Below are 15,899 nucleotides of genomic sequence, written 5' to 3'. Positions count from 1 at the left end.
ACATGATCCGAACCGTTGGAATCGTCGGTGCCGGCTTTGCCGGACTGAGCACCGCCAAGGTACTGAAGGCGCTGGGCTACCAGGTGCAGGTGTTCGAGAAGGAGCCCGACGTCGGTGGCGTCTGGGCCGCTTCGCGCCGCTACCCCGGGCTCACCACGCAGAACGTGCGCAGCACCTACGCGCTGTCGGACTACCCGATGCCGTCGAGCTACCCCGAATGGCCGTCGGGCGAGCAGGTGCAGGCGTACATGCAGGGCTATGTCGATCACTTCCAGCTCGGCCCGCAGATCCTGCTGAACACCGAAGTGCTGAGCGCGACGCTCGACGAGGCCGCCGGCGTCTGGACCGTCGGCACCCGGACCGCTGGCGAGCCCAAGCCGCGGCAGTACCGCTTCGACTACCTGATCGTCTGCAACGGCATCTTCAGCGAGCCCTCCGTGCCGGCCTTCGACGGCGTCGATGCCTTCGTCGCGAGCGGCGGCCGCATCTGCCACACCAGCCAGTTCAACGACGCGCGCAATGCACAAGGCAAGCACGTGCTGGTGGTGGGTTACGGCAAGTCGTCGTGCGACGTGGCGAACGCCATTGCGGCAACCAGCGCGAGCACCACGGTGCTGGCCCGCACGCTGATCTGGAAGATCCCGAAGAAGTTCATGAACGTGCTGAACTACAAGTTCCTGCTGCTCACGCGCATGGGCGAGGCCCTGTTCAAGTACATCGAGCCGAAGGGCTTCGAGAAATTCCTGCACGGTCGAGGCAAGCCGATCCGCGACTCGATGCTCGGCAGCGTGCAGTCGGTCGTGACGCGACAGCTCAAGCTGCGCGAGATCGGGCTGCATCCAGGCACGCCGCTGGAGACCATCGCGCGCAGCACCGTGAGCCTGGTGAGCGACGGCTTCTACGAAAAGGTGGCGGCCGGACAGCTCGCGGTCAAGCAGGCGCGCATCGAACGATTGCTGCCGGGCCAGGCGCGGCTGTCGGACGGCAGCACGGTGCCCGCGGACATCGTCGTGTGCGGCACCGGCTGGCAGCAGCGCGTGCCCTTCCTCGACGGCGCATTGACGGCGCGCGTGACCGATGCCCAGGGCAACTTCCGGCTCTACCGTTCGATGATTCCGGTCGACGTGCCGCGGCTGGCTTTCAACGGCTACAACTCGTCCTTCTTCAGCCAGCTCAACTGCGAGATCGGTGCGCTGTGGCTGGGCGATCTGCTGAAGGGCGGGCTGGCGCTGCCGGCGCGCGAGCAGCAGGTCGCGCTGATCGACCAGCGCCTGGCATGGATGGAGGAACGCACCGAAGGCAAGCACTCGAAGGGCACCAACATCATCCCTTTCTCGGTGCATCACATCGACGAGCTGCTGCAGGACATGGGCCTGCAGCTGGGCACGCTGACGCGCTTCAAGCAATGGCTCGGGCCGATCGATCCGCGCGACTACCAGGTGGTGACGCGTCGCTTGCTGGCGCGCCATGCGGCCGCATGAAAAGGCCCGCGTCGGCGGGCCTCGTCCGGTGGCAGCGGATGCCTTGCTACGCCGGCATCAGCCCGTCAGGAGCGTGTTCGACGGCAGTGTCTCGTCGAGCAGCTTGCGCGCGGTTTCGACGCCGGCCACCGGCAGCAGCTTCGGGTCGAGCAGGCCCACCTGCACCAGCACGCTGGCCTGGTCCCAGTAGATGTGCTCGTGGTAGAGCTTGTCGCCGCGGAAATTGATCACCGCAAGCAGCGGCACTTCCACTCGTTTTCCCGTGGGCGCCACGCCGGGCAGCATCCACGGGATCTCGGTCGTGTGGGTGAAGCTGAACAGCATCTCGTCGACCACCTGCGTGGCGCCGACGGTGCGCGAGATCGGGGTGAGCGCGGTGTCGGGCGGATTGCTGTTGACGAAGTGGTTCGTATAGAACGCGTGCAGGTTCTTGTAGCCCACGCCGCCGGTCATGGTCGGGATGTGGTTGACGTAGGGCTCGGCCACCATGGTCGACATGGTGTCGTCGACGTTGCGCGTGCCGAACTCGTACTCGCAGTGCTTGTCCCACAGCGCCGACAGGTCGTAGTGCGGGCCGATCGCGCCCTTGAGTGCGGCGATGGTGCGCTCGTGCGCCATCAGCGCCGAAGGGCGGTGGTAATGCTCGCCGCCCGCACGGGCGAAGGCATGGTCCTGCCCGCCGTAGACATAGGTCGTGATGTTCGGGCGGCCCTTCAGCGTCTGCAGGATCTTGTCGCGCGCCTCGGGCGGGCAGAACTTGTCCAGCTCGGCGATGTGCAGCACCAGTGGCGACTTGATCTTGTCGGCTTCTTCCAGCGCGGCGTCGATGCCCACGCCGTAGTAGCCGACCGACACGTCGGCGTCGGTGCGGCAGGCCGCCAGGTAGGCCAGCTTGCCGCCGAGGCAGAAGCCGAGCACGCCGACCTTGCCGTTGACCTCGGGCCGCGCGCGCAGCGTGCTGATGGCGGTCTGGATGTCTTCCATGCCCTTGGCTTCGTCGAAACCCTGGAAGTAGCCGAAGGCGGCCTGCCAGTCTGCTTCGGTGTAGCCCAGTTCGACGTCGGGCTTCTGGCGCCAGAAGATGTCGGGCACCAGCACCACATAGCCTTCTTCGGCGTAGTAGTCGGCCACGTCGCGCATCGTCTTGTTGACGCCGAAGATCTCCTGCGCGAGCACCAGCCCCGGGCCGGTGCCCGCGGCCGGCAGCGCCAGGTAACCGCGGAAACTGCCGCTGCCGTCAGCGGCCTTGATGTCGATGTAGTGAGCTGCCATCCGATTTCTCCGTGTTTCCGTGGGTGTGGGGCGCAGCCATGCCGTTTGCACGGCTGCCATTGAAACTTTACGCTCTGATTGTTTAGGCGTAAAGTAGTTTGGCCCTCTCGCTGGCGCGAAAGATGCTTGTCATTGTCCTATCGAACAACGGGATGAACGCACACAGATGAAACGACCAGCACAGCGCGCGCAGGCGCCCCAGGCTGACATTACCGACATGTCGGGCACCGGCACGCCGTCGGCGCCCCGCGGCATTCCGGGGCTTCGCGGGCAGGATCACGTCGGCGTCACGGTGCCGGACCTGCAGGCTGCGATCCGTTTCTTCGTCGATGTCGTCGGCTGCGAACTCGCCACCACCTTCGGCCCGTTTCGCGACGACAGCGGCAGCTTCATGGCCGATACGCTGAACGTGCATCCGCGCGCGGTGGTCGAGCAGATCGCGTTGCTGCGCTGCCGCATGGGGTCGAACATCGAGCTCTTCCAGTACAGCGCACCCGACCAGCAGCACGCCATCCCGAAGAACAGCGACATCGGCGGGCATCACCTGGCGTTCTATGTCGACGACATCGATGCGGCGGTCGCGCACCTGAAGGCGCACGGCGTCACCGTGCTCGCCGGCCCGCTGCCCGTGACCGAAGGGCCCGCCGCCGGGCAGGTCATCAACTATTTCCTCGCGCCCTGGGGCCTGCAGCTCGAACTGATCAGCTACCCCCGCGGCATGGCCTACGAGAACGGTGCCGCCACCGTGCTCTGGTCGCCCAAGGCGCCGAGCCTTTGAGGGCGGCACGTCCGTCTTCCGCCTTCTTTTTCTTTTTCCGGCCAACCTCACTCAATCCAGGAGTCTCCATGTCCGATTTCGACCGCCGCCATTTCCTGAAGGCCGGCAGCAGTGCCGCGCTGGCCGCCGCGCCGCTCACGTCGCTGCTGATGTCCTCGGCGCATGCGCAGCAGAGCGACACGCTGACCATCGCCTACAACGTCGGCCTGCCCAGCTGGGACCCGACCACCGGCCCGTCGGCGGTCAATCCGTCGATCCAGGGCATCTGGAAGTCGGTGTTCGACCAGTACATCGAACAGGCGCCCGACCTGAGCTTCAAGCCGGGCCTGATCAGCAAGTGGGGCTGGAACGCCGACAAGACCAAGGTCGAGATCGAACTGCGCCCGGACGCGTTCTGGCACGACGGCACGCCCATCACGCCGGCCGACGTGGTCTGGAACCTGCAGCGCGCCGGCGACCCGAAGTCGGGCAACCCGGTGGCCGGCATCATCTGGTCGAGCGTGGGCAATTTCCAGGTGTCGGGCAACAAGATCACCGGCGACGTCAAGTCGTACGTGGCCGACTACTTCAAGTGGATGGCCTTCCTCACCGGCTTCATGATCCCGCAGAAGCACTACGAAAAGGTCGGTGCGGCGGGCTTCGAGAAGCAGCCGATCGGCTCGGGTCCGTACCTGATCGAGGAGTTCGTCCAGGGCTCCTACGTCAAGCTCAAGGCCTTCGACAAGTACTGGGGCCCGAAGCCGGCCTTCAAGAACGTGACGATCAAGTTCGTCACCGACCCGAGCGCACGCGTCGCCGAGATCGAGAGCGGCAAGTCCGACGTCACGCTCGGCGTCCCGTTCGAGGAATTCGATCGCCTGAAGGCGCTGCCGGGCCTGAGCGGCGTGAGCTCGCCGATCACCGATACGGCCATGATGTTCATCACCGACGTGGCGCCGATGCTGGACGACAACGTCCGCAAGGCCGCCGTGCACGCGATCGACAAGCAGGCCATCGTCAAGCGGCTGCTGCGCGGCTATGGCGCCGTCATCGACACGATGCAGGTGTCGCAGTACGCGGCCTACGACCCGAGCATCAAGGTCAAGTACGACCCCGAACTCGCCAAGTCGCTGCTGGCCAAGTCGGGCTACAGCGTCGAGAAGCCGGTCAAGTTCAAGGTCCAGACCACCCGCGGCTACCTGCCGAAGGACTACGAGACGGTGCAGGCCATCGTCGGCATGTGGCGCAAGGTCGGCATCGAGGCCGAGATCGAGGTCTACGAGATCGCCAAGCACTTCGAGCTGCGCCTCGGCCACAAGCTGGCGCCGATGGCCTTCTACAACTGGGGCAACGCGATCGGCGACCCCAACGATTCGACCGGTTTCGCCATGTTCGGCCCGAGCCCGCATTCGGGCTGGAAGTCGAAGGAGCTCGACGCCATGATCGGGCCGCTGTGGGCCGAGAAGGACGAGGCGAAGCGCATCGCCGGCTGGAAGAAGGTCGACAGGTACATCGCCGACAACGCGCTGGTGCTGCCGCTCTACCAGCAGGTGCAGACCATCCTGTTCAAGAAGACCGTCGCCGTGAAGCCGCACCTCGCGGGCTACCTGCTCGCGCAGTCGGTCGGCAAGGCTGGCAAGGCCTGAGCGGCGTGGCAAGGGAGGCGGGCCGCCACCGCGGCCATGGGTGCGGCCGTCCCGACGGCGGGCGCAGCCTGAACGGCACGGCTGGAATGAACCGATGGCGTTGAGGCGACTGCTGTGGGCCGTGCCCACCTTGTTCGGCGTGCTGGTCGTGGTGTTCGTGCTGCTGCGCGTGACGCCGGGCGACCCGATCGCGATGATGATCGGGCCCGGCGCGACGCCGGAAGACATCCGTGCCCTGCGCACGCTCTACGGTTTCGACCGCAGTCTGCCGGAGCAGTTCGTGCTGTACCTCGGGCAGGCGGCGAGTGGCCATTTCGGCAACTCGATCACGCTCAAGCGCGACGTGCTGGACATCGTGCGCGAACACCTGCCGCTGACCATCGAGCTGTCGCTGATGGCGCTGGTGATCGCGGTGCTGCTCGGCGGCGGCGCGGCGCTGGCGGCGGTGTCGTGGCGCGGTGGTCCGGCCGAGCGCGGCATCGACCTGGTGGCCGGCTTCGTCACCGCGATTCCGGACTTCCTCTGGGGGCTCGCGGGCATCCTGTTCCTTGGCGTGCTGCTGCCGATCGTGCCCGTCTTCGGTCTGCTCGATTCGCAGCTGAGCTTCGATTCGAGCTCGGGCTTCGTGCTGTTCGAGAGCCTGCTGCGCGGTCGCTTCGACGTGTTCGCCTCGGCGCTCTACCACCTGGCGTGGCCGGCGCTGTCGCTCGCCTTGCCGCTGGCCGCGATGATCGCGCGCGTGCTCAAGGCGTCGCTGCTCGAGGTGCTGTCGCAGGACTACATCCTGATCGCGCAGGTCAAGGGCTTCAGCCCCTGGCAGGTGCTGTGGCGCGAGGCGTTGCGCAACGCGACCGGCCCGGCGCTTACGCTGACCGGCGTGCAGTTCACCTTCCTGATCGGTGGCACCGTGCTGATCGAGCGCCTGTTCGGCCTGCCGGGCCTCGGTTCGACCGCCATCGACGCCGTGATCAACCGCGACCTGCCGCTGATCCAGGGCATCGTCCTGACCTTTGCCGTGCTGTTCATCGCCGTCAACCTCGCGGTCGACCTGCTGAACGCCCGCCTGAATCCTAGACTGCGCACATGATTCCGCATCTTCAGAAACGCGTGTGGTTCGGCCTGGCGGTGCTCGGCCTGGTGCTGGCGTGCGCCGTGTTCGCGCGCTGGATCGCGCCGCACGATCCGCTCGAGCAGGACCTGATGGCGGCCAGCCTGCCGCCCGCCTGGAGCGCCGACGGCGAAGCCGCGCATCTCTTCGGCACCGACACGCTCGGGCGCGACATCCTGTCGCGCCTCATCTACGGCGCCCGGCCCGCGATGATCGTCGCGCTGGCCGGCGCCACGCTGGCGGCGCTCATCGGTACCGCGCTGGGCCTGTGGGCCGGCTTCCATGGCGGCATCGTCGACACCTGCGTGTCGCGGCTGGTCGACATCTGGATGTCCTTCCCGGCCGTGCTGCTGTCGATCGTGCTGGTGGCGGTGATCGGCACCGGCCTCACGTCGGTCGTGCTGGCGATCGCGATCATCGACTGGACGCGCTTCTGCCGCGTGGTCCGCGCCGAGACGCAGGCGCAGGCGCGGCTCGACTACGTGACCTCGGCGCGCACCATCGGCCAGTCGCGCAGCTCGACGCTGTGGCGCGAGGTGCTGCCCAACGTGCTGCCGCTGCTGCTGACGCTGTTCACGCTGGAGATGGGCATTGCGGTGGTGGTCGAAGCGATCCTGTCCTTCGTCGGCCTCTCGGTGTCGAGCGACATGCCGACCTGGGGCGGCCTGGTGCAGGAAGGGCGGCTCTACGTCAACCAGACGCCGTGGCTGCTGGGACTGCCGGTCGCCGCCATCGCCGTCACCGTGCTGGCCTGCAATGCGCTGGGCGACGGACTGCGCGAGTCGCTCGACCCGCTGCTGGTGAAATGACGATGGCCACCTGTCTCGCCATCGACCATCTCCACGTGGCCTTGCGGGCCGGCCATCGGCGCCCCGCGAAGCTGATCCTGCGTGGCATCGACCTGCGCATCGATGCCGGCGAAGTGCATGCGCTCGTCGGCGAGTCCGGTGCCGGCAAGAGCATGGTCGCGCGCACCGTGCTGGGCATCACCGCGCCGGGCATCGAGATCGCCGCGGGTTCCGTCGCGTTCCAGGGCGTCGACTGGCTGGCGCTGCGTGCGGCCGATCGGCGTGCGCACCTGGGCCGCGACATCGCCTTGATTCCGCAGGATCCGCTGACCGCGCTGAACCCGGTCCACACCATCGGCGCGCAAATCGCCGACGTGCTGCGGCTGCATCTGGGCCACGGTGCCGAGCAGGCCCGCACGCGCACGCTCGAACTGCTGGAAGCGGTGCAGATCCGCGCGCCGGCCACCGTGATCCGCCAGTACCCGCACGAGCTGTCGGGCGGCATGCGCCAGCGCGTGCTGATCGCGATGGCGTTCGCCTGCAAGCCCAAGCTGATCATCGCGGACGAACCGACGACCGCGCTCGACGTGACGGTGCAGCGCGAGGTGCTGCGCCTGCTGCGCGACCTGCAGCGCGACGAGGGCGCGGCCGTGCTCTTCATCACGCACAACCTGGGCATCGTTGCCAAGCTGGCCGACCGCGTCAGCGTGATCCATTCGGGCCGCATCGTGGAGCACGGCGACGTGCGCCAGATCATCGAGACGCCGCGTACCGACTACACGCGCGCGCTGTTCGCCGCCACGCCGCGCTACGACCGGCCGGCCGATGCGCTGCTGCCGATCGAGGCCGACGTGACGGACGCGCTGTGGGCCGAGGCACGCACCTATGACGATGGCTGGTGGGCATCGCATGACCCGAAGTCCATGAAGAAGGTGGCCGCCCATGGCTGAGGCACTGCTCGACATCCGCGGCCTGAGCCTGTCGCTGCCCGACCAGTCGCGCCGTCCGATGTTCGGCAAGCCGCCGATGCGCGAGATCCTGCATGGCATCGACCTGCGCGTGGCGCCGGGCGAATGCGTGGCGCTGGTCGGCGAATCGGGCTCCGGCAAGACGACGCTGGCGCGAACCGCGATGCGGCTGTACGAGCCGCAGCAGGGCGACGTCGTGTTCGCCGGTCGCGAGATCACCCACATGAGCGAGCTGGAGCTGCTGCCGCTGCGCGCGCGCATGCAGATGATCTTCCAGGACCCGCTGTCGGCGCTGAACCCGCGGCGCCGGGTCGGCGAGATCGTCGTGCAGCCGCTGCTGAGCTATGGGCGCCTGGGTGCGTCGCCGAGCCGGGCCGCGCTGGCCGAGCGGGCGCGTGCGTTGCTCGACCAGGTGAGCCTGCCGGCCGATTTCGCGCTGCGCTATCCGCACGAACTGTCCGGCGGCCAGCGCCAGCGCGTGGGCATCGCGCGTGCCATCGCACTGGAACCCGACCTGATCGTGGCCGACGAGATCGTCTCGGGGCTGGACGTGTCGACCCAGGCACGCATCCTGCTGCTGCTGCGCGAATTGCGCGAGCGGCTCGGCATGGGCATGATCTTCGTGACGCACGACCTGTCGGTGGTGCGGGTGCTGTGCGATCGCGTGGTCGTGATGCGCGACGGCCGCGTGGTCGAGCAGGGTCCGACGCAGGACGTGTTCGCCCGGCCGCAGCACCCCTACACGCAAGCCTTGCTCGACGCCATTCCGCTGCCCGAAATCGACGACGACTGGCTCCTGCGCAAGCCGGAGCCGGCCATCGCCACCTGATTCCCAACGACACCGAACACTTCCGGAGAACTCCCATGGACCTGAACAACGTCACCGCACTCGTCACCGGCGCCAACCGCGGCCTGGGGCGCGAATTCGTGCAGCAGCTGCTGACTGCCGGCGCAGCCAAGGTCTACGCCGCGGCGCGCGACACGGCGGCGCTGGACGACCTGGCCGCCGCGAACCCGGGCCGTGTGGTGGTGCTGGCGCTCGACATCACGCAGCCTGCACAGGTTGCCGCGGCGGTCGCCGCCTGCACCGACGTGACGCTGCTGATCAACAACGCGGGCGTCAACCGCGGCCAGGGCTTCATCGCCGCGCCGGGGCTCGACGACGCGCTCGCCGAGGTCACGACCAACTACCTCGGCACGCTCGCGATGTGCCGCGCCTTCGCACCGCAACTGGCCGGTGGGGCGATCGTGAACGTGCTGTCGATCCTGGCCAAGGTCACGCTGCCGGCCATGGGCTCGCTGTGCGCATCCAAGGCGGCATCGCTGCGCATGACCGAAGGCGTGCGTGCCGAGCTGGTTGCGCAGGGCACGCTGGTGCTGGCGGTGATGACCGGCGCGATCGACACCGACATGAGCCGCGACTTCCAGGGGCCGAAATCCTCGCCCGCCGAGGTCGTCGGTGCCACGCTGGCCGGGCTCCAGGCCGGCGACGAGGAGGTCTATGTCGGCGACATGCCGGCCTGGGTCAACGGCGCCCTGGCCAGCGACCCGAAAAGCATCGAGCGCGAGCTGGCGAAGTACCTGCCGGGTTGAGGTGATCACGGGGCTTCGTCATCTGCCGCAGGGATAATTCGCCGCATGGAAATCATCAGCTTTCTCATCGACTTCATCCTGCATGTCGACAAGCATCTCGAAGCCTTCGTCATCGCCTACGGCCCTTGGGTCTACGGGCTGCTCTTCCTGATCATCTTCGTGGAGACAGGCGTCGTCGTGATGCCTTTCCTGCCCGGCGATTCGCTGCTGTTCATCGTGGGTGCCCTGTGCGGCGCGGGGCTGATGAGCTACCCGATTGCCTGCGCGGTGCTGATCGTCGCCGCCATCCTCGGCGACCAGTGCAACTTCACGATCGGCCGCTATCTCGGGCCGAAGGTCTTCCAGTGGGAGGACTCGCGCTTCTTCAACAAGAAGGCCTTCAACCAGGCGCATGCGTTCTACGAGCGCTATGGCGGCGTCACGATCATCCTGGCGCGCTTCATGCCGTTCATCCGCACCTTCGCGCCCTTCGTGGGCGGCGTGGCGGACATGAGCCGCACGCGCTTCACGGCGTACAACGTGGTCGGCGCGCTGATCTGGGTGCTGGGCATCGCGACCGCCGGTTATTTCTTCGGCAACCTGCCGCTGGTGAAGCAGCATCTCGAGAAGATCATCTGGGGCCTGATCCTGATACCGGGCCTGATCGCGATCTTCGGCGCATGGCGCGCCGGTCGCGCCGAGAAGGCCGCTGCGGCTTCCGGCGTCAACTGAGTCTGGCCGCACCGACCGGATGCCGCACAAGAAAAAAGGCGTGTCGTCGACACGCCTTTTTCTTTGCTGCCGCTGTTGCGGCATGCCCGTCTGATCAATAGTCTGATCAATAGCGCGGACGGTTGTCGTAGTTGTCGTAGTTGCGGCGGTCGGAGTTCTTGCCGACCTCGTTGCCGATCAGGCCGCCGATGGCAGCGCCACCCACGGTTGCCGCGGTGCTGCCGCCAATGGCATTGCCGATCAGCGCGCCGCCGACGGCACCGCCGGCCACGCCGAGTTGTTGATTCGGGCCCGTGCCGGCGCAGCCGACCAGGGTCATGACGGAAGCTGCTGCAGCAGCAGAGATCCAGAGACGTAACTTCATGATGTGCACCTTTCGGGTTGGAATGAAGTCATTCTGGCCAGCGACCGCGCGCAGCCTGTAGGAACGTGCCGCGCACGTCTGCACGAGAGCGCGACTGGCGCTTGCAGGCCGTGCAGGCGCGCCGGCGTGGGGTTCGTGGCGCCTGCAGGGTGTTTACAGCTGGCGGCTGCGTGCCAGCGGCGGGTTCTGCGCGAAGTAGCGCTGGATGCCGCGCATCAGTGCATTCGCGAGGTCTTCCTGGTACTCCGTGCTGCGCAGCTTGGTCTCTTCTTCGGGGTTGCTGATGAAGGCCGTCTCGACCAGCACGCTCGGGATGTCCGGCGCCTTCAGCACCGCGAAGCCGGCCTGTTCGACCGAGCCCTTGTGCAGGCGCGCGCCGATGTTGCGGATCTCGCCCAGCATCGCGCTGCCCAGCCGCAGGCTGTCGTTGATCTGCGCGGTCGTGCTCATGTCGAGCAGCGCGCGCTGCACCTGCGCTTCATGGTCGCCGACGTTCACGCCGCCGACCTTGTCGGCCTGGTTCTCCTTGTTGGCCATCCAGCGCGCCGCGCTGCTCGATGCGCCCGACTGGCTGAGCGCGAACACGCTGGCGCCGCGCGCCGCGGGTGTCGTGAAGGCGTCGGCATGGATGCTCACGAACAGGTCGGCCTGCACCCGCCGCGCCTTCTGCACGCGTGTGCCCAGCGGAACGAAGAAGTCTGCATCGCGCGTCAGGAAGGCGCGCATCGGGTTGCCGTTGACGCTGCTCGCATTGATGCGTTCGCGCAGGCGGTGGGCGACCATCAGCACGATGTCCTTTTCGCGCGTGCCGTTCGGGCCGATCGCGCCGGGGTCCTCGCCACCATGGCCTGGGTCCAGCGCCACGATGATGATGCGGTCGGTCCGGCTGGCGGTGGCGACGCCGCTCGAACTGGCGGGCGACGGCGCGCGTGGGGGCGGCACGGCCGCCATCTGCGGCGGCGGCGGTGCCAGCACCGGCGGCGGCACGATGGCCCGGCCGGTGGGCGGAACCACCGGGGTCGACTGGCCCTGTCGCGCCGCCTGTTTGGCCATCAGATCGCCCAGCGGATCGGACACCGACGGCGGCAGGCCGGGCACGCCCGGCGCGGGAGAAGGTGGCGGCGCGATCGCGAGCGGCACCGTGCTGCCATCGGTGCGCGGCGCATCGCGCAGCCGTTCGGCGATCAGCGCCTCCATCGGGTCGACCGCCTGCTCGGGATACAGGTCGAGCACGAGCCGGTGCTTGTAGGCCGCGATCGGCGCGAGCGAGAACACCTGCGGACGCGCCGCCTGCTTCAGGTCGAACACGATGCGCACCACGTTCGGCGCGAACTGGCCGACGCGAAGGCCGTTGATGTACGGATCGTCGGGCTTGATCTTTCCGACCAGCTCGCGCAGGGCCGGGTTGAGTTCGATGCCCTCGATGTCGACCGCCAGCCGGGGCGGGTTGCCGACCACGAGCTGCTGGGTCTGCAGCCGGCCGTCGGATTCGATGGTGATGCGGGTGTAGTCGGCTGCGGGCCAGACTCGCACGGCCATGATGGTCGCGCCGCTGGCGATCTCGTTCACGCCGAGCAGCAGGACCAGGCCGCCGGCTTGGAGCAGCCTGCGCCGCGGGAGTGCTGGGGAGGGTGGGCGATCCATGCTCATGCGCGGACGGCCCCCAGCAGTTCGTTGCCGCGCGGTGTGTTCGCGTGGAGGGTCACGGTGCGGGTGTCGTCTGTCATGGTCTCGATGTGGATGGCGAGGTCGGCGGGCGGAAGCTGGCCGGCCGCATTGCCGGGCCATTCGGCCAGCTTGAGGCCCGGGCCCGCGAAGATGTCGCGAAAGCCCGCGTCTTCCCACTCGCGTGGATCGCTGAAGCGATAGAAGTCGAAATGATGGATCGCGAGCCCGTCCGGGGCTTCGTGCGGTTCCACCACTGCATAGGTCGGGCTCTTGATGCGGCCCCGGATGCCCAGGGCCTGCAGCAGATGCCGCACGAAGGTGGTCTTGCCGGCACCCAGGTCGCCGTGCAGCGCGATGAAGGCGTTGCGCACGGCGGCCGTCGCCGCCAGGGCCTGCGCGAACGCGGCGGTGTCGGTCTCGTCACGCCAGGTCAGCGTGGCGCTTTGCGTTTCTACAATCGGCGGGTGAACGGCAGCCATCAACTCGTCATTCGGATTCAGGCCTTGGCCCGGGAACTCGGATTCTCCCAAATCGGGATCGCCGGCGTCGATCTGTCGAGCGCCGAGGCCGGTCTGATGCAGTGGCTGGCCCATGGGTTCCATGGCGAGATGAACTACATGGAGGCGCACGGCGTCCGCCGGGCCAGGCCGGCCGAGCTGGTGCCGGGCACGGTGTCGGTCATCACGGCCCGCATGAACTACCTGCCGCGCGACACGCCGGCCGACTGGCAGGCCGTCGAATTCAACCGGCTCCAGCGGCCCGGCGAAGGCATCGTGTCGATCTATGCCCGCGGCCGCGACTATCACAAGGTGCTGCGCGGTCGTCTCTCGAAGCTGGCCCAGCGCATCGCGGAGGAGGTCGGGCCTTTCGGGCATCGCGCCTTCACCGACTCGGCACCGGTGCTGGAAGCCGAACTGGCCTCGCGCAGCGGCCAGGGCTGGCGCGGCAAGCACACGCTGGTGCTCGATCGCGAGGCGGGCTCGATGTTCTTCCTGGGCGAGATCTATGTGGACATGGCGCTGCCGCCGAGCGATCCGGTCACGCCGCATTGCGGCAGCTGCAGCGCCTGCATCGACGTCTGCCCGACCCAGGCCATCGTGGCGCCGCAGCGGCTCGACGCGCGCCGCTGCATCAGCTACCTGACGATCGAGCATGCCGGGCCCATACCCGTCGCGCTGCGGCCACTGATCGGCAACCGCATCTACGGTTGCGACGACTGCCAGCTGATCTGCCCCTGGAACAAGTTCGCGAAGAAGAGCGCGCTGCCGGACTTCGACGCGCGCGAAGGGCTTGCCGGCCGGGCGCTGGCCGACCTGTTCGCCTGGACCGAGGAGGATTTCCTGCGCCGCACCGAAGGCAGCCCGATCCGTCGCATCGGCCATGAACGCTGGCTGCGCAACGTGGCGGTGGCGCTGGGCAATGCGCTGCAGGCCGGCGAGACCGATGCGCGGGCGGCGCTCGCGTCGCGCCGCGAAGACCCGAGTGCGCTGGTGCGCGAGCATGTGGCCTGGGCGCTGGGCGAGACGCCCGCCGCCTGACGGGCATCCTCCGCGGCCATTGGAACGCTGGCGTCCGATCTCGATCAACACAGAATGACGCAACGTCCCGCTACCGCAGCGCAGCCCATGTTCTTCCGTGATCCGTTCGCGATCGGCCCGTCTTCCGGCGCCGGCCGCTGGTGGCGCCTGCTGGCGCTGCTTCCGCTTCTTCTGCCGCTGCTGATCCGTGCACTGCCCGCGGAGGCCGCCGGCGTGGTGGGCGCAGCCCCTGCGGCAGCATCGACGAAGCCGCCGAGCTGGGGCGCCATCGCATCGATGGACGGCTCCTACGGCTATTCGTTCAATCAGCCCTCGCGTGCGCTCGCGGAGATCGCGGCGCGCGCACAGTGCGATCGCGCGGCCGGGCGCGCAGCCACCTGTGCCGTCCGGGCGTATTTCGACCGCGCGTGCGGCGCCTATGCGACCGGCAACTACGGCGAATGGGCCACCGGCCTCGGACCGACGGCCGCGGCGGCCGGCAAGGAGGCCGCGGCGCAATGCGATGCGCATCTGCCGACGCAGCCGTGCAAGGTGGTCCTGACCGTGTGTTCACCCCGCTGAAGAGCGCCGCGCGGTGCGGTGCCCTTCAGCGAATCGATCACTCGTCGTGCGAATCGTGCGTCCCGGCGCTGCCTGCGCGCCAATAGCCCGAGGCGCGGATCCACTTCGGGTTGGCGCGGCATTCGTCGATCAGGTGGGCTCGCAGCGCCTTGGCGTGGGCCGATTCGCAGCCGATCCAGGCGTGGAACGCGCCGGTCGGCAGCCGGGCGGCGTGCAGTGCGGCGAGCAGAGGTGGCGTGGCGCCGGTCGCCTTCTCGCGGTGTACCCAGGTGATCTCGACATGGGCCTGGCTGGGCAGCGCGATCTGATCGGCCAGGCTGTCGACCTCGGCCAGCACGACGGCACGGGCGCCGGCCGGTAGTTCGGCCAACCGGCGCGAGATGGCCGGAAGCGCCGTGTCGTCGCCGATCAACAGATGCCAGTCGAACGCCGTCGGCACGATGAAGGAGCCGCGCGGTCCGCCGACGCCAAGGCGCTGGCCGGGCGCTGCCTGCTCGGCCCAGCGTGTCGCCGGGCCGGCCTGGTGCAGCGCGAAGTCGATGTCCAGCGTGCCGGCGGCGGCGTCGTGATGGCGCGGCGTGTAGTCGCGCATCGTGGGACGACCGCCAGCCGGCCAGATCGGGCCTTCGGGGCCGGCCGTCGGCAGTGGGAGCACGCCGGTGACCGGATCGGGAAAAAAGAGCTTCACGTGATCGTCGAAGCCCGGGCTGGTGAAGCCTGCGAGGTCGTCGCCGCCGAGCGTGACGCGCACCAGGTGCGGCGTCACGCGCTGCACGGCCTTGACCGTGAGGGTGCGAAAGCGCAGCGTGTGGCGCACGCGTTGCGGTGTGCGGTCGGGGAGGGTGAGGGTGAGGGTGTCGTTCATGGTCAGATCTGCTCCAGTTGTTGTGCGGCGTGGTCGAGCACCGCGGCGAAGGCATTGGCTTGCGCAGGCGTCAGCGCTTCGCGCGACAGCCTCATTCGCATGGCTAGCTTGAGGTTCTCGATGGCGCGCATGACCTGCGGCGGCCGCCCGGCTCGCAGGCCGGCGCCATCGACGCCACCGTTCATCCGCGCCAGCATGGCGTCGGCGGTGGCCCGGTTCTCGGCCAGGAAGACCTGGCCCGTGTCGGTGATGCGGTAGCGCTTGCGGCCTCCGGCATCGGCTTCCTCGACGGCGAGGTAGCCCAGTTCTTCCAGCAGCGTCAGCGTCGGGTAGACCGTGCCGGGGCTCGGGCTGTAGGCGCCGCCCAGCCGATCTTCGATCGCCTTAATGAGCTCGTAGCCGTGGCTCGGCTTGTCGGCGATCAGTTGCAGCAGCACGAAGCGCAGGCCGCCGTGGCCAAAGATGCGGCCACTGCCGCCGCGCCCGCCGCGGCTGCGTTCGCCGCCGATATCGCCGCCAGGGCCCTGGCCTTGTCGCATGTGGGGATGAAAGTGTTTGAAATTTCGCATGGGGTGTCTT

General features: G+C 68.1%; 17 protein-coding genes. 11 read left to right on the top strand and 6 right to left on the bottom strand.

All coding sequences use genetic code 11. From position 1 onward, the window contains the following. The first annotated feature begins 2 nt into the window (after positions 1-2). Positions 3-1,481 carry a flavin-containing monooxygenase gene (locus AC07PZ_RS29175; protein WP_495298670.1) on the top strand — a complete coding sequence of 493 codons (1,479 nt, stop codon included), beginning with the start codon at positions 3-5 and terminating at the stop codon, positions 1,479-1,481. 57 nt (positions 1,482-1,538) lie between these two features. On the opposite strand, the gene AC07PZ_RS29170 is transcribed toward AC07PZ_RS29175, so the two are convergent. Continuing rightward, positions 1,539-2,753 (bottom strand): dienelactone hydrolase family protein, encoded by a 1,215-nt coding sequence (locus AC07PZ_RS29170; protein ID WP_495298669.1) that lies wholly within the window; start codon positions 2,751-2,753, stop codon positions 1,539-1,541. Positions 2,754-2,919: 166 nt separating this feature from the next. Between AC07PZ_RS29170 and AC07PZ_RS29165 the strand changes: the two genes are divergently transcribed. The 8 genes from AC07PZ_RS29165 (at position 2,920) to AC07PZ_RS29130 (ending at position 10,324) form a co-directional block, all read left to right on the top strand. Further along, positions 2,920-3,531 carry a VOC family protein gene (locus tag AC07PZ_RS29165; RefSeq protein ID WP_495298668.1) on the top strand — a complete coding sequence of 204 codons (612 nt, stop codon included), beginning with the start codon at positions 2,920-2,922 and terminating at the stop codon, positions 3,529-3,531. Positions 3,532-3,599: 68 nt separating this feature from the next. Next, entirely contained in the window at positions 3,600-5,156 is a 1,557-nt protein-coding gene (locus tag AC07PZ_RS29160; RefSeq protein ID WP_495298667.1) for an ABC transporter substrate-binding protein, read from the top strand. A 94-nt stretch (positions 5,157-5,250) separates the two neighbouring features. Further along, positions 5,251-6,243 carry an ABC transporter permease gene (locus tag AC07PZ_RS29155; RefSeq protein WP_495298666.1) on the top strand — a complete coding sequence of 331 codons (993 nt, stop codon included), beginning with the start codon at positions 5,251-5,253 and terminating at the stop codon, positions 6,241-6,243. Then, the gene (locus AC07PZ_RS29150; RefSeq protein ID WP_495298665.1) at positions 6,240-7,073 is read left to right on the top strand and encodes an ABC transporter permease; all 834 of its coding nucleotides are present in this window, start codon (positions 6,240-6,242) and stop codon (positions 7,071-7,073) included. Before AC07PZ_RS29155 ends, AC07PZ_RS29150 begins: the two co-directional genes overlap by 4 nt. A 2-nt stretch (positions 7,074-7,075) precedes the next feature. Next, positions 7,076-8,002 (top strand): ATP-binding cassette domain-containing protein, encoded by a 927-nt coding sequence (locus AC07PZ_RS29145; protein ID WP_495298664.1) that lies wholly within the window; start codon positions 7,076-7,078, stop codon positions 8,000-8,002. Further along, complete coding sequence (locus AC07PZ_RS29140; RefSeq protein WP_495298663.1) at positions 7,995-8,849, top strand: ATP-binding cassette domain-containing protein; 855 nt, start codon at positions 7,995-7,997, stop codon at positions 8,847-8,849. Before AC07PZ_RS29145 ends, AC07PZ_RS29140 begins: the two co-directional genes overlap by 8 nt. Positions 8,850-8,884: 35 nt before the next feature. Next, positions 8,885-9,613, top strand: coding sequence for an SDR family oxidoreductase (locus AC07PZ_RS29135; protein WP_495298662.1), 729 nt, complete (start codon positions 8,885-8,887; stop codon positions 9,611-9,613). Positions 9,614-9,658: 45 nt separating this feature from the next. Next, positions 9,659-10,324, top strand: coding sequence for a DedA family protein (locus AC07PZ_RS29130; RefSeq protein ID WP_495298661.1), 666 nt, complete (start codon positions 9,659-9,661; stop codon positions 10,322-10,324). Positions 10,325-10,430: 106 nt separating this feature from the next. Here the strand turns inward: AC07PZ_RS29130 and AC07PZ_RS29125 are convergent, their stop codons facing one another. The 3 genes from AC07PZ_RS29125 to tsaE all read right to left on the bottom strand — a co-directional run bounded on the left by AC07PZ_RS29125 (position 10,431) and on the right by tsaE (position 12,835). Continuing rightward, positions 10,431-10,688, bottom strand: coding sequence for a YMGG-like glycine zipper-containing protein (locus tag AC07PZ_RS29125; protein WP_495298660.1), 258 nt, complete (start codon positions 10,686-10,688; stop codon positions 10,431-10,433). 153 nt (positions 10,689-10,841) lie between these two features. Further along, positions 10,842-12,338, bottom strand: a complete 1,497-nt coding sequence (locus AC07PZ_RS29120; protein ID WP_495298659.1) for an N-acetylmuramoyl-L-alanine amidase — start codon at positions 12,336-12,338, stop codon at positions 10,842-10,844. After that, positions 12,335-12,835 carry a tRNA (adenosine(37)-N6)-threonylcarbamoyltransferase complex ATPase subunit type 1 TsaE gene (tsaE, locus tag AC07PZ_RS29115; RefSeq protein WP_495298658.1) on the bottom strand — a complete coding sequence of 167 codons (501 nt, stop codon included), beginning with the start codon at positions 12,833-12,835 and terminating at the stop codon, positions 12,335-12,337. The genes AC07PZ_RS29120 and tsaE overlap by 4 nt, the downstream gene beginning before the upstream one ends. Before the next feature lie 15 nt (positions 12,836-12,850). Between tsaE and queG the strand changes: the two genes are divergently transcribed. Continuing rightward, positions 12,851-13,894, top strand: coding sequence for a tRNA epoxyqueuosine(34) reductase QueG (queG, locus tag AC07PZ_RS29110; RefSeq protein ID WP_495298687.1), 1,044 nt, complete (start codon positions 12,851-12,853; stop codon positions 13,892-13,894). A gap of 54 nt (positions 13,895-13,948) precedes the next feature. After that, positions 13,949-14,455 (top strand): DUF4189 domain-containing protein, encoded by a 507-nt coding sequence (locus AC07PZ_RS29105; protein WP_495298657.1) that lies wholly within the window; start codon positions 13,949-13,951, stop codon positions 14,453-14,455. A 37-nt stretch (positions 14,456-14,492) separates the two neighbouring features. On the opposite strand, the gene AC07PZ_RS29100 is transcribed toward AC07PZ_RS29105, so the two are convergent. After that, positions 14,493-15,320, bottom strand: coding sequence for a siderophore-interacting protein (locus AC07PZ_RS29100; protein WP_495298656.1), 828 nt, complete (start codon positions 15,318-15,320; stop codon positions 14,493-14,495). Positions 15,321-15,322: 2 nt separating this feature from the next. Next, on the bottom strand, positions 15,323-15,889 hold the full coding sequence (locus AC07PZ_RS29095; RefSeq protein WP_495298655.1) for a PadR family transcriptional regulator: 567 nt from the start codon (positions 15,887-15,889) through the stop codon (positions 15,323-15,325). Positions 15,890-15,899 lie beyond the last annotated feature (10 nt).

This window comes from Variovorax sp. GW821-FHT10B04, assembly GCF_059415645.1.
The sequence above is the reverse complement of the archived record's forward strand: the minus strand, read 5'-3'. Positions and strand labels throughout refer to the sequence as shown.

Excerpts from the sequence above, each read along its gene's own strand:
- AC07PZ_RS29175 (WP_495298670.1), top strand. The coding sequence starts at position 3 with ATGATCCGAACCGTTGGAATCGTCGGTGCCGGCTTTGCCGGACTGAGC.
- AC07PZ_RS29170 (WP_495298669.1), bottom strand. The coding sequence starts at position 2,753 with ATGGCAGCTCACTACATCGACATCAAGGCCGCTGACGGCAGCGGCAGT.
- AC07PZ_RS29165 (WP_495298668.1), top strand. The coding sequence starts at position 2,920 with ATGAAACGACCAGCACAGCGCGCGCAGGCGCCCCAGGCTGACATTACC.
- AC07PZ_RS29160 (WP_495298667.1), top strand. The coding sequence starts at position 3,600 with ATGTCCGATTTCGACCGCCGCCATTTCCTGAAGGCCGGCAGCAGTGCC.
- AC07PZ_RS29155 (WP_495298666.1), top strand. The coding sequence starts at position 5,251 with ATGGCGTTGAGGCGACTGCTGTGGGCCGTGCCCACCTTGTTCGGCGTG.
- AC07PZ_RS29150 (WP_495298665.1), top strand. The coding sequence starts at position 6,240 with ATGATTCCGCATCTTCAGAAACGCGTGTGGTTCGGCCTGGCGGTGCTC.
- AC07PZ_RS29145 (WP_495298664.1), top strand. The coding sequence starts at position 7,076 with ATGGCCACCTGTCTCGCCATCGACCATCTCCACGTGGCCTTGCGGGCC.
- AC07PZ_RS29140 (WP_495298663.1), top strand. The coding sequence starts at position 7,995 with ATGGCTGAGGCACTGCTCGACATCCGCGGCCTGAGCCTGTCGCTGCCC.
- AC07PZ_RS29135 (WP_495298662.1), top strand. The coding sequence starts at position 8,885 with ATGGACCTGAACAACGTCACCGCACTCGTCACCGGCGCCAACCGCGGC.
- AC07PZ_RS29130 (WP_495298661.1), top strand. The coding sequence starts at position 9,659 with ATGGAAATCATCAGCTTTCTCATCGACTTCATCCTGCATGTCGACAAG.
- AC07PZ_RS29125 (WP_495298660.1), bottom strand. The coding sequence starts at position 10,688 with ATGAAGTTACGTCTCTGGATCTCTGCTGCTGCAGCAGCTTCCGTCATG.
- AC07PZ_RS29120 (WP_495298659.1), bottom strand. The coding sequence starts at position 12,338 with ATGAGCATGGATCGCCCACCCTCCCCAGCACTCCCGCGGCGCAGGCTG.
- tsaE (WP_495298658.1), bottom strand. The coding sequence starts at position 12,835 with ATGGCTGCCGTTCACCCGCCGATTGTAGAAACGCAAAGCGCCACGCTG.
- AC07PZ_RS29105 (WP_495298657.1), top strand. The coding sequence starts at position 13,949 with ATGACGCAACGTCCCGCTACCGCAGCGCAGCCCATGTTCTTCCGTGAT.
- AC07PZ_RS29100 (WP_495298656.1), bottom strand. The coding sequence starts at position 15,320 with ATGAACGACACCCTCACCCTCACCCTCCCCGACCGCACACCGCAACGC.
- AC07PZ_RS29095 (WP_495298655.1), bottom strand. The coding sequence starts at position 15,889 with ATGCGAAATTTCAAACACTTTCATCCCCACATGCGACAAGGCCAGGGC.